The organism is Parabacteroides sp. AF21-43, from assembly GCF_003635435.1.
Taxonomy (GTDB): domain Bacteria; phylum Bacteroidota; class Bacteroidia; order Bacteroidales; family Tannerellaceae; genus Parabacteroides; species Parabacteroides distasonis.
This window is the reverse complement of the sequence record NZ_QTMG01000001.1, coordinates 340,190-356,611: the sequence shown is the minus strand read 5'-3', so window position 1 is coordinate 356,611 and position 16,422 is coordinate 340,190. Positions and strand designations below refer to the sequence as shown.

Annotated in this window: 14 protein-coding genes and 1 pseudogene; 12 read left to right on the top strand and 3 right to left on the bottom strand. The window is 45.1% G+C overall.

Annotated features, from left to right (window positions below; translation table 11 throughout):
* Positions 1-98 precede the first annotated feature (98 nt).
* From DWX84_RS01615 to DWX84_RS01600, 4 genes are all read left to right on the top strand, one after another.
* Positions 99-1,586 (top strand): hypothetical protein, encoded by a 1,488-nt coding sequence (locus tag DWX84_RS01615; protein ID WP_005864361.1) that lies wholly within the window; start codon positions 99-101, stop codon positions 1,584-1,586.
* A 39-nt stretch (positions 1,587-1,625) separates the two neighbouring features.
* Positions 1,626-2,660: an endonuclease/exonuclease/phosphatase family protein gene (locus DWX84_RS01610; RefSeq protein ID WP_044545015.1), complete on the top strand. Its 1,035-nt coding sequence runs from the start codon at positions 1,626-1,628 to the stop codon at positions 2,658-2,660.
* 66 nt (positions 2,661-2,726) lie between these two features.
* Complete coding sequence (locus tag DWX84_RS01605) at positions 2,727-4,415, top strand: M23 family metallopeptidase (RefSeq protein WP_048927565.1); 1,689 nt, start codon at positions 2,727-2,729, stop codon at positions 4,413-4,415.
* A 134-nt stretch (positions 4,416-4,549) separates the two neighbouring features.
* Positions 4,550-6,298 carry a phospho-sugar mutase gene (locus DWX84_RS01600; RefSeq protein WP_008780043.1) on the top strand — a complete coding sequence of 583 codons (1,749 nt, stop codon included), beginning with the start codon at positions 4,550-4,552 and terminating at the stop codon, positions 6,296-6,298.
* A gap of 62 nt (positions 6,299-6,360) precedes the next feature.
* On the opposite strand, the gene cdd is transcribed toward DWX84_RS01600, so the two are convergent.
* Complete coding sequence (gene cdd / locus DWX84_RS01595; protein ID WP_005864357.1) at positions 6,361-6,837, bottom strand: cytidine deaminase; 477 nt, start codon at positions 6,835-6,837, stop codon at positions 6,361-6,363.
* A gap of 125 nt (positions 6,838-6,962) precedes the next feature.
* Here cdd and DWX84_RS01590 point away from each other — a divergent pair, with 125 nt between their 5' ends.
* From DWX84_RS01590 to lpxA, 8 genes are all read left to right on the top strand, one after another.
* Positions 6,963-7,694 (top strand): bifunctional 2-polyprenyl-6-hydroxyphenol methylase/3-demethylubiquinol 3-O-methyltransferase UbiG, encoded by a 732-nt coding sequence (locus DWX84_RS01590; RefSeq protein WP_005864356.1) that lies wholly within the window; start codon positions 6,963-6,965, stop codon positions 7,692-7,694.
* A gap of 73 nt (positions 7,695-7,767) precedes the next feature.
* Positions 7,768-8,676, top strand: a complete 909-nt coding sequence (locus DWX84_RS01585) for a glucosaminidase domain-containing protein (protein ID WP_005864355.1) — start codon at positions 7,768-7,770, stop codon at positions 8,674-8,676.
* Positions 8,677-8,722: 46 nt separating this feature from the next.
* Positions 8,723-9,889 (top strand): AIR synthase related protein, encoded by a 1,167-nt coding sequence (locus DWX84_RS01580; RefSeq protein WP_048927564.1) that lies wholly within the window; start codon positions 8,723-8,725, stop codon positions 9,887-9,889.
* Positions 9,890-9,898: 9 nt separating this feature from the next.
* On the top strand, positions 9,899-11,008 hold the full coding sequence (prfA, locus tag DWX84_RS01575; RefSeq protein WP_048927563.1) for a peptide chain release factor 1: 1,110 nt from the start codon (positions 9,899-9,901) through the stop codon (positions 11,006-11,008).
* 32 nt (positions 11,009-11,040) lie between these two features.
* Entirely contained in the window at positions 11,041-11,883 is an 843-nt protein-coding gene (pyrF, locus tag DWX84_RS01570; protein WP_005864353.1) for an orotidine-5'-phosphate decarboxylase, read from the top strand.
* Positions 11,884-11,972: 89 nt separating this feature from the next.
* Positions 11,973-13,016 carry a UDP-3-O-(3-hydroxymyristoyl)glucosamine N-acyltransferase gene (lpxD, locus tag DWX84_RS01565; RefSeq protein ID WP_005864351.1) on the top strand — a complete coding sequence of 348 codons (1,044 nt, stop codon included), beginning with the start codon at positions 11,973-11,975 and terminating at the stop codon, positions 13,014-13,016.
* A gap of 6 nt (positions 13,017-13,022) precedes the next feature.
* On the top strand, positions 13,023-14,408 hold the full coding sequence (locus tag DWX84_RS01560; RefSeq protein ID WP_048927562.1) for a bifunctional UDP-3-O-[3-hydroxymyristoyl] N-acetylglucosamine deacetylase/3-hydroxyacyl-ACP dehydratase: 1,386 nt from the start codon (positions 13,023-13,025) through the stop codon (positions 14,406-14,408).
* Positions 14,409-14,425: 17 nt separating this feature from the next.
* Positions 14,426-15,211 (top strand): acyl-ACP--UDP-N-acetylglucosamine O-acyltransferase, encoded by a 786-nt coding sequence (lpxA, locus tag DWX84_RS01555; RefSeq protein ID WP_008773552.1) that lies wholly within the window; start codon positions 14,426-14,428, stop codon positions 15,209-15,211.
* 101 nt (positions 15,212-15,312) lie between these two features.
* Here the strand turns inward: lpxA and DWX84_RS01550 are convergent.
* Together DWX84_RS01550 and DWX84_RS22095 are read right to left on the bottom strand one after the other, a co-directional pair.
* Positions 15,313-16,169 (bottom strand): annotated as a pseudogene (locus DWX84_RS01550) (PD-(D/E)XK nuclease family transposase).
* Between the two features lie 121 nt (positions 16,170-16,290).
* On the bottom strand, positions 16,291-16,416 hold the full coding sequence (locus DWX84_RS22095) for a hypothetical protein (RefSeq protein ID WP_255352131.1): 126 nt from the start codon (positions 16,414-16,416) through the stop codon (positions 16,291-16,293).
* Positions 16,417-16,422 lie beyond the last annotated feature (6 nt).

The following is a 16,422-nucleotide window of genomic DNA, read 5'->3' as shown; positions in this document are numbered from 1 at the left end:
CCTCTTTTTTTATGTTAATGTCTTGCAACTTTTTTATGATAATTTTGTTTATCTATTGAAACAAGAACACAAGATATTTACAGTTAACATTTACGAAAATGAAAAGATTAACGATAACGCTATTTATACTCGCGACGCTTCTGTTGAACATGCTTCCGGCATGCGACGGTTTGGATGATCATTATTCCACCAACCCGACTTACCGGCTAAGCTTCTCGACAGACACGCTCGCTTTTGACACGATCTTCAGTACGATCGGTTCTACCACCCGTCAATTTATGATCTACAATAAAAATAGTGAACCTCTGAGCATTGAGTCCATCATGCTGGCCAGTGGAGAGGCAACCGGCTTCCGCATGAATGTGGATGGACGCAAAGGTAGCTCATTTAATAATGTAGGGATACTCGCCAACGACAGCATGTATGTATTCGTGGAAGTAACGGTCGATCCGAATGGGGGCAATCAACCTCTGTTGATACAGGATTCCGTACTTTTCACCGTGAATGGCATCCGTCAATCCGTATTATTGGAAGCCTATGGGCAGGATGTTAATCTTTACAAAGGCGGTGTTACGATTACAAAAGATTCTATCCTCACGGCTAATCGTCCTTATTTGATCTACGATAGTTTGGTTATCGCTAAAGGGGTTTCATTGAATATCGAGAAGGGGGCTACTTTCTATATGCATGATAAAGCGAGCCTGATCGTTCACGGCTCCATGAACGCTTTAGGCACCTTGGATGAGCCTATCACTTTCCGAGGCGACCGTTTGGATTATATACTAAATGATATATTACCGTATGACCGGACTCCCGGACAATGGGGAGGCATTACCTTTAAGGCGGATAGCTACGGGAATGTCTGGGATAATGTAATCGTACGTAATGGTACCTCCGGTGTATATTGCGAGCCTTCCACCCCGGACCGGCCAAAGATCAAGATAAACAACTCACAGATCACGAATATGGGGAGCGATCTATTCTTCGCCATCAATTGTGATGTTATCGCTACAAATACGGAATTCAGCAATGCCGGAGGAAGTGTACTCACTTTAGTCGGTGGTAAATATTACTTCGCTCACTGTACGATGGCTAATTACATGAGTTTAACCAAAAGGGAAATGGCCAGCGAGACTGTTCCTTTGGATAGTAAATGCCTGTACTTGCTCAATAACGTAACAGTAGACGGAAATGGCCCGTATCCTATCACGCAAGCTTATTTTGACAATTGCACTATCGATGGAAGTTACGATGTCGAATTAAAAGCAGATGGCAGTACAGATTTCGATTATCGGTTCAATCACTGTGCGCTTAAAGCCAAAGAATCCTCCAGCGATCACTTCAAGGAGGTCTTGTTTATCAAAAAGACTCCTTCCTATCGGAAAGTAGGAGGCAAGCAAAATAAATACACCTATGATTTCCGGCCAGATTCCGTATCGACTACCGGAGTCGGAAAAGCAGATCCCGAGATAACGAAGAATTATCCGATCGATCGTTACGGTGTCAACCGGCTAACCAGTTCGAACGGCCCGACCATAGGAGCCTACGAGTTTGTTCAGGAAGAGACCGAAGATTCAAACGAATAAGAATACATTACATATTAACAATTAATCAAAGCTTTAACTATGAAGATTTTTATGTTTTTTCTTTTATTCTTTGCCTCCCCTCCGTTATTTGCCCAAGCTACGTTCAAGGTCATGACCTATAATGTGGAGAACTTTTTCGACACAAGGGATAATCCAACCAAGAATGACGATGAATTTCTACCTTCCGGCAACCGGTACTGGACACAAAGCCGCTACTATCATAAGCTACAACAAATAGCGAAAGTAATAAGCGCTGCCGGGGAATGGAGCACACCGGCCTTAATAGCTCTTTGCGAAGTCGAGAATGACTCCGTCCTGTCTCATCTTACCCGTCGCACACCGCTCCGCTGGCAGGATTATCGATATATTATCACTCAAAGCCCCGATCCCAGAGGTATTAATGTCGCTCTTCTTTATCAACGAGATCAATTCTTTTATTTACGACATGAATCCATTCCAATTCGTTTTTCCGGGAACAAACACAAATTAACCCGAGATATCCTACACGTATATGGAAAGATCATAACAGGCGATACCTTAGATGTTTTCGTGTGTCATTTCCCCTCCCGCTATGGAGGAGAAAAAGAAAGTGAAAAGGATCGTTTTGACGCGGCCCGCACTTTACGGGGATCTAGCGATTCCCTGTTACTGATACGAGAAAAGCCGCAGATACTCATTATGGGAGACTTCAATGATACCCCTCAAGACAGAAGTATTTCCGAGATATTCGCTGCCCAAGCCTTTCCTGAAAATACGCAGATCACAGATTCCACATCTTGTACCTATTATAATTTGTTCGCAAGCCCCCATATAACTCAATTCCCGGGTAGTCATAAATACCAAGGCGAATGGAGCCAACTCGATCAAATAATCGTAAACCGGGATCTCATCACGCAAGAGTCTTCCATGCATATCATTCCGGAAAGCATCCACATATTCGCTCCTGATTTTTTATTGACTAAGGATAAAACATGGCGGGGGGTACGTCCTTTTCGAACCTATTACGGCTTTAAATATGAGGGCGGTTTTAGTGACCACCTGCCATTAGTCATCGATTTCCAAATATGCCCGTAAAAACACGTACGTGTTTTCCATAGACACAAAAAACACTATCTTTGTATCACAAAATACGTAATACCTATGAATATTAGATCCATATATCTAGCCGGTCTATTCGCAATCATCGGCTCCCACATAATCAACACAAACGCCCAGCAACTTAGGAATCCTTTCGATTTCCCGATCTTACTGAGCGGAAACTTCGGTGAGTTAAGAAGTAATCATTTCCATTCCGGAATAGACTTCAAGACACAAGGGGTAGAAGGTAAATCCGTCCATACGGTACAAGAAGGATACGTATCACGTATATCCGTAAGTCCATGGGGCTACGGTAACGGGCTTTACATCACACACCCGGATGGAACGACCACCGTATACGGCCATCTACAAAAATTCTCGAAGAAAATAGCGAATTATGTAAAAGAGCAACAATACGCACAAGAAAGTTTCAATGTAAATCTCTTCCTTACGCCGGATTTGCTTCCTGTCGAGAAAAATGAAGTCGTAGCGTTAAGCGGCAATACCGGAAGCTCTGGTGGACCTCATCTCCATTTTGAGGTACGAGACACCGAGACCGAGGAAGTCATGGACCCCTTGGATTATTTCTCGGATCGGATAACCGATACCCGTCCTCCTAAAATCCAAGGAATACAGATCGTCCCCATCGAAGGAAAAGGCGTAGTAAACGGCAAAAGCAAGAAGCTTGAGATAAAACCCGTCACGGCGAAAAACGGGAAACAGACAATCACTGGAAAAATCGAGGCATGGGGAGAAATAGGGCTCGCTGTAAAAGCCTATGATTATATGGATAATACGACTAACATTTATGGCGTACGAGAAATCACGCTCACGGCAGACAGCCAAGTGATTTTCCATAGTAATCTCGATAAGTTCGCATTTGACGAGACCCGTTATCTGAACACATTCACAGATTATGAAGAATGGAAAGATCATCGCTCTTTCTATATGCGTAGTTTCATCGAGCCGGGAAACCGTCTACGCTTCCTTGAAAGCGTAAACCGGGGAATCTTGCGTATAGATGAACCTCGTACCTATCATTTGACGTATACACTTGCTGACGCTTTCGGCAATGCCACCCGTTTATCCATCTGGATCGAGGGAAAGAAACAAGAGATCCCCCAGATCGATACGACTCATACAGAATTATTCCATTGGGGTGGCGAGAATAGGTTCGGCGCTAAAGGCATCCGTCTCGTCATGCCTAAAGGTAATCTATATAATGACCTCTACTTCCGCTATTCGGTGAAAGAAGATAGCACCTCATTATCAGCCACCCACATATTGCACGATAAGCCAATCCCTTTGCATGGAACGGCCCAGTTATCACTATTCTTGCAAAGCGATACGCTTGAGAATAAACAACAATATGGTGTGGTTCGCTTACAAAACGGACGTGCCTCTTGGATGGGCGGTACATACCGTAATGGCTGGATCGACGCAAATATCAAGGAATTGGGCAGTTATAAGATACAACAAGATACAAAGGCTCCGGTTATCACGCCGATCAACCAACAGACGTGGATCAACAAACAGAACTTCATATTCCGTTTGTCCGATAACTTAAGCGGGGTACAAACCTACCGGGGAGAAATAGACGGGCAGTTTGTCTTATTCGAGATGAATAATAAATCGGTTATTACCTATCGCTTCGATAAAGAGAGGTTGCAAAGAGGCAAGCATGAACTTAAATTAATCGTAACGGATGCTTGCGGAAATGAGTCGATTTATACACATCCGTTTACTTGGTAGGACGATTTATCGTATTTTTTAGGCAAAATATAAGTCCTTTGATTGCTTTACTTTAAGAAATTCGTATATTTGTTTCTTGTATATTTATCGTATTGAGTAGATTGCTCAACAATAAACACAATAATATTATAAACATGGAAAACAACGACTTATTAGAAATGGTAAGAAGTAAGGCACAAGGATGGCTTACGAAAAGTTATGATGCGGAAACTCGTGCTCAAGTTCAAGCGTTACTTGACAACGAAGATCCTACTGAGTTAATCGAGTGTTTTTATAAAGACCTAGAATTCGGAACAGGTGGATTACGCGGAATCATGGGAGTAGGTTCAAATCGTATGAATATATATACGGTTGGTGCGGCCACCCAAGGTTTATCCAACTATCTGAAAAAGGAATTCGCGGATTTAGAACAGATAAAGGTTGTCATCGGCCACGATTGCCGTAACAACAGCCGTAAGTTCGCGGAAATATCAGCCGATATCTTCTCCGCTAACGGTATCAAGGTTTATTTATTCGAAGACCTGCGTCCGACTCCAGAAATGTCATTCGCTATCCGTAAACTGGGATGCCAGAGCGGTATCATCTTGACGGCTTCTCACAATCCGAAAGAATACAACGGATACAAGGCTTATTGGGATGATGGCGCACAAATGATCGCCCCGCACGATAAGAATACGATCGCCGAGGTTAACAAGATCCGTAACGCTAGCGAGATTAAATTCAAAGGAAATAAAGAATTGATCGAGATCATCGGACAAGCGATCGATGATGAATATATCAAGGAATTAACAACGATTTCTTTGTCTCCGGAGGCTATTTCCCGCCATAAGGATATGAAGATCGTATACACTCCGATCCACGGAACTGGTGTTAAATTGGTTCCTGCCGCTTTGAAAGCTTACGGATTCACGAACATTATCCATGTACCGGAACAAGATGTTGTTAGCGGTGATTTCCCGACGGTTATCTCTCCGAACCCGGAAGAGCCGGCTGCTTTAGCTATGGCTGTAGAGAAAGCAAAAGAGACTGACGCTGAATTGGTAATGGCTTCCGATCCGGACGCAGACCGTGTAGGTGCCGCCGTTAAGAATAACGAAGGCGAATGGGTACTTTTGAATGGTAACCAAACCGCTTTGATGTTCGTTTACTATTTAATCACCCGCTGGAAAGAGTTAGGTAAGATCAATGGTAAAGAATATATCGTAAAGACAATCGTTACGACAGAGACGATCAAGACGATCGCCGAGCGTAATGGCGTAGAAATGTACGATGTTTATACAGGCTTCAAATGGATCGCTAACGTTATGCGTGAGAACGAAGGCAAGAAAAACTATATTGGTGGTGGCGAGGAAAGCTACGGATTCCTTTGCGAGGATTTCGTCCGCGATAAAGACGCTGTTTCCGCTTGCGTTATCTTAGCCGAGATCGCAGCTTGGGCAAAAGATCAAGGTTTGAGTTTGTATCAATTGCTTCAGAAGATTTACGTGGAATACGGCTTCTCTAAGGAGAAAGGTATCTCTGTCGTGAAGAAAGGCAAGAGTGGAGCGGAGGAGATCGAGGCTATGATGAAAAAGTTCCGTGAGAACCCGTTGACAGAGATCGCAGGCTCTAAGGTAACTTATTTCTACGATTACTCTACATTGAAAGGTAAGGACTATGCAGAGAACGAAACCGTTACATTAGATATGCCTACTACCTCTAATGTGCTTCAATACTTCACGGAAGATAATACGAAAGTATCTATCCGTCCTTCCGGAACAGAACCGAAGATCAAATTCTATTGCGAGGTTCACTCCAAGGTAAAGAGCATCGATGAATTGCCGGAGGCAGAGAAAGCGGCAGAAGAAAAGATCAATCAGATCAAGGCTTCTTTAGGGATCTAATCGAACTTAATTATTACATATAGAGGCAAGAACGATTCTCGCCCTTGCCTCTTTTTATTCTATCAGATCAAATCAGACTTACTGAAACAAAACGGCAACAAGGCCGTCGCGCTCGGAACGAGATACGCTTCCTCTTTTCCACAAAGAAGGACTTTCATAGGTTTGTTATAACGTTGCTCGGTTTCCAACATCACTTGCCGGCAGGCACCACAAGGCGTGATAAGATCCACACGTTCCCCATCCTTCATAGCCGCAATCGCCAAAATCTGAACTGCCGCATCCGGATAACGTGCTCCCGCATAAAATAAGGTGGTCCGCTCCGCGCAAAGCCCAGACGGATAGGCTGCGTTTTCCTGATTATTTCCGGAAAGTATCTCCCCATTCTCCAATAGAACCGCCGCTCCCACATGAAACTTGGAATAAGGAGCATAAGCTTTTTTCGAGGCTTCAAAAGCGGCCTCGTACAATTGCCTATATATATTGTCCAATTCTCCTACCGCATAGACCTCTACCCGGGTCTCTAATTTCAATTCTTTCATTTTCTTGATTGTTTTAATGTTTTGAAAGAAACATAACTATAATTCTTATAGGCTATAAATATAAAAAGAATATATTAATTTCGCACCCACATCATAGAATATACCTTAATATAGAACAAAGACATATGCATTCAATGCTTCTTACATCCGATAAAGACCCGATGGGCGCCGCTATCATCGATTATCTCGCACATGGAAAAGCGAGCAAACTCCGTGTATTCTCCTCCATGTTCGATGAAGATGAGATTCCCGTGAATCAATTATTCCGGACTTTCCAAGAAATGCCCTCCTTGGAACAGAAAGCCCTTCAACTCAGTACAGGTAAAATATTGGATGTTGGTGCCGGAAGTGGATGCCACACCTTGGCTTTACAGGAAATGGGTAAAGAGGTTACCGCTATCGACATATCCCCTCTTTCCATAGAGGCCATGAACAAACGGGGCGTAAAAGACGCCCGCTTACAGAATTTTTTTGACAGGAGCTTAACCGGACCATTCGATACCATTCTTCTCTTAATGAACGGTTCCGGGATTATCGGTAAACTGGAAAATCTCCCGGCTTTCTTTCACCGCTTAAAAGAGGTTCTAGCCCGGGACGGACAGCTTTTACTTGACTCTAGCGACTTAAGTTATTTATTTGAAGATGAAGACGGGAATCTGGATATCGCCCCCGAGGATGATTATTTCGGAGAGATCGATTTCCGCATGCAATATAAAAGTATCAAAGGGGATTCATTTGATTGGTTATATATAGATTTCAACACGCTGAATCTATACGCAAGGCAAGCCGGCTTTAAAGCGGAAAAAATAGAAGATGGGGAGCATTACGATTATCTAGCCCGTATCTCCTATTTTTAACCCATCAATTCCCAGTAGATATGTATTTTCTTTTATATATTTGTCCGGTAAAATCGGATCGAAAAGAACAGTTATGCGTTTATCCCTTCATTTTTTAGGTATATTATTATTGTCCCTCGCCTGTTTAAGCGCAGGGGCAGAAAGCCAGCGGAAGCTGACTTCCTATCAAAAATACATCAGTAAATACAGTGATTTGGCGATTCAACACCAAAAGAAATATCGCATTCCGGCAAGTATCACCTTAGCGCAAGGATTACTGGAATCCGGAGCTGGGCAAAGCGACTTGGCCAGACGCTCCAACAATCACTTCGGTATCAAATGCCATTCGGACTGGCGAGGCGGCAGGGTCTATCACGACGACGACCTGCGGGGAGAGTGCTTCCGGAAATACAAACGAGTAGAGGATTCTTATGATGACCATTCCCGCTTCCTCGCCGAACGCTCCCGCTACGAACGCCTGTTCAAATTAAACATCAAGGATTACAAAGGCTGGGCCAAAGGACTACAAAAATGCGGTTACGCCACCGATCGTGCTTACGCAAATAAATTAATCAAGGTTATCGAAGATTATGAGTTATACCGCTTTGACTCCGGTAAGGGAACAAAGAAGACCTCTACCAAGAAGCAAAATCTTCCGGTGTTCAATTATCAAGTCTATCGTACCCACGGTTTGATCTATGTATACGCTAAGGATAACGACAGTTTCGACCAGATCGCCCGAAGCATGGGATTCAAGGCCAAGCAGTTGATGAAATTCAACGAGGTGCCCGAGGACTTCCCGTTGCAGGAAGGCGATATCGTATATCTGGAAAAGAAAAAGAAGAAAGCGGACAAGCCGAATTACGACCACGTGGTACAAGTCGGAGAGTCTATGCACAGTATCGCACAGATGTACGGAATCCAGATCAAGAGTCTGTATAAAATGAATAAAAAAGACAAAGATTACATCCCGGAGGAAGGAGATGTCTTAAAACTTAGATAAGTAACATAAAAAAGTATTACCTTTGCGGTTCAAATAATATAGTACAATGAGTGATCAACGTTATAACCTGCGAGGCGTTTCCGCTTCAAAAGAAGATGTTCACAACGCGATAAAGAACATCGATAAGGGAATTTTTCCGAAAGCGTTCTGTAAGATCATCCCCGATATCTTAGGCGGTGATCCTGAATATTGTAATATTATGCATGCGGATGGCGCCGGTACCAAATCGTCCTTGGCGTATATGTACTGGAAAGAGACCGGAGATCTTTCGGTGTGGAAAGGTATCGCCCAAGACGCTCTTATCATGAATATCGACGACCTGCTTTGTGTAGGTGCCGTAGACAATATCTTGGTCTCTTCTACAATTGGACGTAACAAGCTGTTGGTTCCGGGCGAGGTGATCTCGGCGATCATCAATGGAACAGATGAGTTGCTGGCAGAGTTACGTGAGATGGGCGTTGGTTGCTATGCGACAGGTGGCGAGACCGCAGACGTTGGCGACTTAGTTCGTACCATCATCGTAGATAGTACAGTCACTTGCCGCATGAAACGTTCGGACGTAATCGACAATAAGAATATCCAAGGAGGAGACGTGATCGTAGGTCTGGCATCTTCCGGACAAGCCACTTACGAGAAAGAATACAATGGAGGTATGGGTAGCAATGGTTTGACCTCTGCCCGCCATGATGTCTTCTCCAAGTATTTAGCGCAGAAATATCCGGAAAGCTACGATGCCGCCGTTCCCGAAGAATTGGTTTACTCCGGAGGATTGAAACTTACGGATAAGATCGAGGAATTAGGGATAGACGCCGGAAAGATGGTGCTTTCGCCGACACGTACCTACGCACCGGTAATTAAGGTATTGCTTGATAAACTACGCTCCCAGATCCATGGCATGGTACATTGTTCGGGAGGGGCCCAGACAAAAGTCATGCATTTCGTAGAGAACAAGCGTGTAACCAAGAATAACCTCTTCCCTATCCCACCGTTATTCCGCACGATTCAGGAGCAGAGCGGTACGGACTGGAGCGAGATGTACAAGGTATTCAATATGGGACACCGGATGGAGATCTACATCGCTCCCGAGCATGCGGAAGAAGTAATCAGCATCTCAAAAAGCTTTGGTATTGATGCGCAAATCGTGGGTTTCGTAGAGGAAGCTGATAAAAATGAATTGATTATCGAAAGCGAGAAAGGTCGCTTCACCTATTAATAAAGATAAATGGCCGAAAATAGTTTACTTGGTAAATTAGACGGATTAGTGAGCCGTTTCGAGGAAGTCGGTACGCTTATTACCGACCCGGCGGTGATCGCCGACATGAAACGGTTCGTAAAACTGAACAAAGAGTACCGTGATTTGGAGAAAATCGTGGGAGCTCGTTCGGAATACGTGAAAGTATTGAACGGGATCGAGGAAGCGAAAGCCTTGCTTGAGTCCGAGCAAGATTCGGAAATGCGGGAAATGGCTCGTGAAGAGCTGGATACCTGCAACGAACGTATTCCCGCTTTGGAAGAAGAGATAAAATTATTGCTCGTTCCCGCTGATCCGCAAGACGACAAGAACGCGATCGTTGAGATACGAGGAGGAACGGGAGGTGACGAAGCCGCCCTTTTCGCCGGTGATCTATATCGTATGTACGTGAAGTATTGCGAACTGAAGGGATGGAAAATAAGCGTGTCTAGCTTTAGCGAAGGCTCATCCGGCGGCTTTAAGGAAATCATCTTCACGGTATCGGGCGAGAAAGTATACGGTACGTTGAAGTATGAGTCCGGTGTACACCGTGTACAGCGTGTACCGGCTACGGAGACGCAAGGACGTGTACATACCTCCGCCGCCACGGTCGCCGTATTGCCTGAGGCGGATGAATTTGATGTTGAGATTAATGAAGGGGAGATTAAATGGGATACCTTCCGCTCCGGTGGTGCCGGTGGTCAGAACGTAAACAAGGTGGAATCAGGTGTTCGCCTGCGTTATGTCTGGAAGAACCCCATTACAGGTGTGAGTGAGGAAATCTTGATCGAATGTACGGAGACACGAGACCAACCGAAGAACAAAGAAAGGGCGCTTACCCGTCTTCGTTCGTTTATTTATGACAAGGAACACCAGAAATACTTGGACGATATCGCCAGCAAGCGTAAGACCATGGTATCTACCGGTGACCGCTCCGCGAAGATCCGTACGTACAATTACCCGCAAGGGCGTATCACGGATCACCGTATCAATTACACGATCTATAATCTTTCAGCCTTTATGGACGGTGAAATTCAAGATTGCTTGGATCACCTGATCGTAGCGGAGAACGCTGAGCGACTGAAAGAGTCTGAATTGTAAACACATCCAATCATTTCATACTGAATAAGAAAATGAACAAACAACAGCTATTCGAGAATATTAAAAAGAAACAATCCTTCCTTTGTGTCGGATTAGATACAGATATAAAAAAGATCCCGCAACATCTATTGTCGGAAGAAGATCCTATTTTCGCATTCAATAAAGCGATCATCGACGCTACCGCCGATTATTGTGTCGCTTACAAGCCGAATCTGGCTTTTTACGAGAGCCTCGGCACAAAGGGTATGATGGCTTTTGAGAAGACTGTGGCTTACTTACGGGAGAATTATCCCGATCAATTTATCATCGCCGACGCGAAACGTGGTGATATCGGAAATACCTCCGAGATGTATGCCCGTTCTTTCTTCGATCATATCAAGGTAGATGCCGTAACGGTCGCTCCCTATATGGGCGAGGATAGCGTAAAACCATTCTTGATCTACCCGGAGGCTTGGGTAATCTTATTGGCCTTGACCTCCAATAAAGGCTCACATGATTTTCAAATGACGGAAGACGCGAATGGTGAACGTCTTTTCGAGAAAGTATTAAAGAAATCGCAAGAGTGGGCAACCGACGAGCAAATGATGTATGTAGTGGGCGCTACCCAAGGCAAGATGTTCCTTGATATTCGTAAACAGGCTCCGAATCATTTCTTGTTAGTCCCGGGCGTGGGCGCTCAAGGCGGAAGCTTGGCGGAAGTAGCTCAATACGGGATGAACGACCAATGCGGTCTTTTGGTAAATTCTTCCCGTGCGATTATTTACGCGGATAAGACGGAGGCTTTCGCCAACGTAGCCCGTGAGGCGGCACATGCCGTACAGAAAGAAATGGCCGGTTATCTACATGATAAGGGAATTATTCCCTGCAAAGCATAGGCTATATAAAGAATTTTCACCATTTTTGCAAACTAACTGTCTATAAACAGCGGACAGTCAACGAAGATACATATATAATTGAATAAGTAATGGAGTTTTCAGCCCAACAAATTGCCGGCTTCCTGAACGGAACGATTGAAGGAGATCCGAACGTTAAAGTCAGCAACTTCTCTAAAATAGAAGAAGGAAAGCCAGGTACATTGACCTTTTTGGCGAATCTTAAATATGCGCATCATATTTATAATACCGAGGCAAGCATTGTTTTGGTGAATAATGATTTCAAACCGGAACAACCGATAAGAGCCACACTTGTAAAAGTAGAGAACGCTTATGCGGCGCTCGCGATGTTATTAAATTTGGTAGAGCAATCGAAGAGCAAAAAGAAGGGGGTTGATTCTACCGCTTTTATCGCCGCTTCCGCGACCGTGAGCGACGATTGTTATGTCGGTAACTTCGCCTACATCGGAGAAGGCGTAAAAATGGGTAAGAACTGTATGGTATACCCGCACGCTTATATCGGTGATCACGTGACGGTAGGAGATAACTGCGTATTCTATCCGCATGCCACCGTTTACGAGAATTGTACGATCGGCAATAATTGTATCCTTCATGCCGGTAGCGTAGTCGGGGCTGACGGTTTCGGATTCGCTCCCGAAGGTGAGACTTACAAGAAAATCCCGCAATTAGGCAACGTTATTATCGAGGATGATGTAGAGATCGGAGCCAATACGACAATTGACCGTGCGGTGATGGATTCTACGATCATTCGCCGAGGCGTTAAGCTGGACAATCTCGTACAAATCGCTCATAACGTGGAGGTAGGCGAGAATACCGTGATGGCGGCGCAAGTCGGCATCGCCGGTTCCGTAAAAGTAGGAAAGCATTGTATGTTTGGCGGACAAGTTGGTCTGGCCGGACATATCCATGTGGCGGACCACGTCGTATTCGGAGCTCAGGCTGGCGTTATCAGCGACGTGAAGGAAGCGACGACATTGCTCGGGGCGCCGGCGATCAACGCTAAGAACTTCATGCGTTCCAGCGCGATCTTCAACCGTCTTCCGGATATATACCGCTCGCTGGGGCAAATGCAACGGGAGATCGAACAACTCAAGAAAGAAATTAATAAACAATAAAGACCTATGCAAAAACAGAAAACGCTTGCGGCAAGTTTCTCCTTGAAAGGAAAAGGGTTGCATACCGGATTAGATATAGAGATTACGTTTAATCCCGCACCCGAGAACCATGGATACAAGATCAAACGTGTCGATATGGAAGGCCAACCGACGATTGACGCCTTGGCCGAGAACGTGGTTAATACACAACGGGGTACGGTGCTTAGCAAGAATGGCGTTCAAGTAAGTACGATCGAGCACGCGATGGCTGCTTTATACGCTTACGAGATCGATAACTGCTTGATCGAGGTAAACGCACCCGAATTTCCGATCCTAGACGGAAGTTCTCGCTTCTTCTCCGAGGAAATCCAAAAGACAGGGGTCGTTGAGCAAAACGCTCCGAAGGATTATTATATCGTAAAGCACAAGATCGAGGTAAAAGATGAGGAAACCGGTTCTTCGTTGATCATCCTTCCGGATGATAAGTTCTGCGTGAACGTATTGATCTCATTCGATTCGCCCGTGCTTTCCAACCAATTCGCCACGTTGAACGATCTCAGCGAATTCCCGACAGAATTGGCGGCTTCACGTACGTTCGTATTCGTACGCGAAGTGGAGATGTTGCTCAACCACAACTTGATCAAGGGTGGCGATTTAGACAACGCGATCGTTATCTACGACCAAAAGATACCGCAAGAATCTTTGGACAAATTGGCAGATATGCTGAACATCCCTCACAAGAACGTGCAGGAATTAGGTTATATCAATAACAAGCCGCTTGTATTCGATAACGAACCGGCACGTCATAAATTGATCGACGTGATCGGAGATATCGCCTTGATCGGTAAGCCGATCCGCGGACGTGTGATCGCTACCCGTCCGGGACATAAGATCAATAACCAGTTAGCTCGTATGATCCGCAAGGATATCAAGATGAACGAGGTGCAAGCCCCGGTATACGATCCGAACCGTGAGCCGGTGATGGATATCAACCGTATCCGTGAATTATTGCCGCACCGCTATCCGTTCTTATTGGTTGACAAGATTATCGAGGTTGGCGGGAACTATATCGTAGGCGTAAAGAACATCACGACCAACGAACCGTTCTTCCAAGGGCATTTCCCTCAGGAGCCGGTCATGCCGGGAGTTCTGCAGGTTGAGGCTATGGCACAAACAGGTGGTTTGCTAGTCTTGAATTCCGTAGATGAGCCAGAGCGCTATTCTACCTACTTCATGAAAATAGATGGCGTGAAATTCCGCCAGAAAGTCGTTCCGGGCGATACGTTGATCTTACGTCTGGAATTATTGGCACCGATCCGTCGCGGGATCTCTACCATGAAAGGGTATGTATTCGTTGGTGATAAATTGGTTAGTGAGGCCGAGTTCATGGCTCAGATTGTAAAAAACAAATAATAAGATAAAGTACGATAATGAATATATCTCCTCTAGCAGTCGTTCATCCAGAGGCCCAGATCGGCCAGAATGTAACTATCGATCCGTTTGCCGTGATTGAGAAAGATGTCGTAATCGGTGATAATTGCCGTATATATTCTCACGCCGTTATCTTGGATGGCGCACGGATTGGTAAAAATTGCAATATTTTCCCGGGAGCGGTCGTTGCCGGTATCCCTCAAGACATGAAATTCGCGGGGGAAACCACGACGGCGGAAATCGGAGATAACACGACGCTTCGCGAATGCGTGACGATCAACCGGGGTACCGCTTCCAAAGGTAAGACCGTGGTAGGTCGCAATTGCTTAATCATGGCTTATTCGCACGTGGCCCATGATTGCGTCTTAAAAGACCATATTATCATCGGTAACGCTTCGCAAATCGCCGGGGAGGTAGAGATTGATGATTTCGCTATCGTAAGCGGAGGTTCCTTGGTGCATCAGTTCACGCGTATATCCAAGCACGTGATGGTACAAGGCGGTTCTCGTATCGGAAAAGATATCCCTCCTTATACCTTGATCGGCCGTGATCCGATCGTTTATTGCGGTATCAATATCGTAGGTTTACGTCGCCGGGGATTCACGAATCAGCAGGTATTCTTGATTCAAGACATCTATCGCACGCTGTATACCCGAGGCTTGAATAATACGGAGGCGCTGAAAGCGATCGAGACCGAGTACGAGCCTAGCGAGGAACGGGATTTGATCCTCAATTTCATCAAGTCTTCCAGCCGGGGTATCGTAAGAGGTTCGATCGACGAATAAGCGACACGGACATCCGAACAACCAAAAACAAATCGGCGCAAATCCGCATCTTACGATGAGGGGTTTGCGCCGATTCGCTATTTATGTCGCCAAAAGGTTATTTATAGGGTAATTCCCGTGATCTGCCGGATCATTTCAAGATCGATCCCCATAGCTTTCATCTTCTTGGCGTTTTCTAGATTCGCTTCTGCCTTACCTTTCGCCTCGCCTTCCGCCAGTCCTTCCATATGTCCTTCCATATGTCCTTCCATACGTCCCTCAAGCTTCGCCGAATCCAACACGTCATTTTGTATCATGACCGCATTCAAGTGTTCGTCATAAGCGTGTCTGTCCTCAGGAGTCATGGAGTAGTATTTTAATTTTTCTCGAGCTTCGCCTAATCCCGGAGCCATGGTGCCGGGACGGATCGTTCTGTCTTTAAGGTAGTTCATCCATTCCTCTAAGGGAGTGACGGCTACCTTATCGAACTCGTTGACCCGTATAAGTATGTATTCGGGGAAAATCTCGGAAGGTAGCCGGGAAACAATCGCATTCCTCTCTTTCGTGTTGACTACCAATTGATCCTTGGTATGTACGCCGATGAAATGATTCTGCCCGTGATAAAGGTAGTCCTCGCCCAGTGATATGTACTCGGTTATGGTTTTCGCCACGCCATAGAGTACCTGTTCGAGATAATATAGCTTGCGAATATTTTGTATTTTCACGATGATGATCTCGCCCTTGTCGTTAAGCGCCTTGGCGTACACCCTGTTGAACTTGTCATCCTCATGACAGTTGATTACCCTCGCTCTCCAGCAGCTCCACGATGGTAATCTTCTCTCCAAGAAAAAACCGTGAGAAAACCCTCCAGCACACCGAAGTTGGCTTTTTGCCGGAGCAGTCTCTTGATCGCCCAATCGAAACGTATGTATCGGTCTTTTAATTCTTTTATGCGTTGATCCTCCTTTTTTTTATCCATAGTTGATAGGTTTTAAGTTACGGCCCAATAGCGGGCGGTGCCATAAAGATATGTCATTTCGGGCGAAAGACAAAAGATTGATATCTGATACTGTGATTTTTATTATTTACCCATATTACAATTACCTATTCAAGGTGACAACTGCCGCTAATATCTCAGCCGCAGATTCCGTCTCTTTGACGAAGGTTGAAGACGAAGCTACGACGGTCGCCTCAGATACAGGGATCAGACGCGCACCCTCTTTCATTATTTA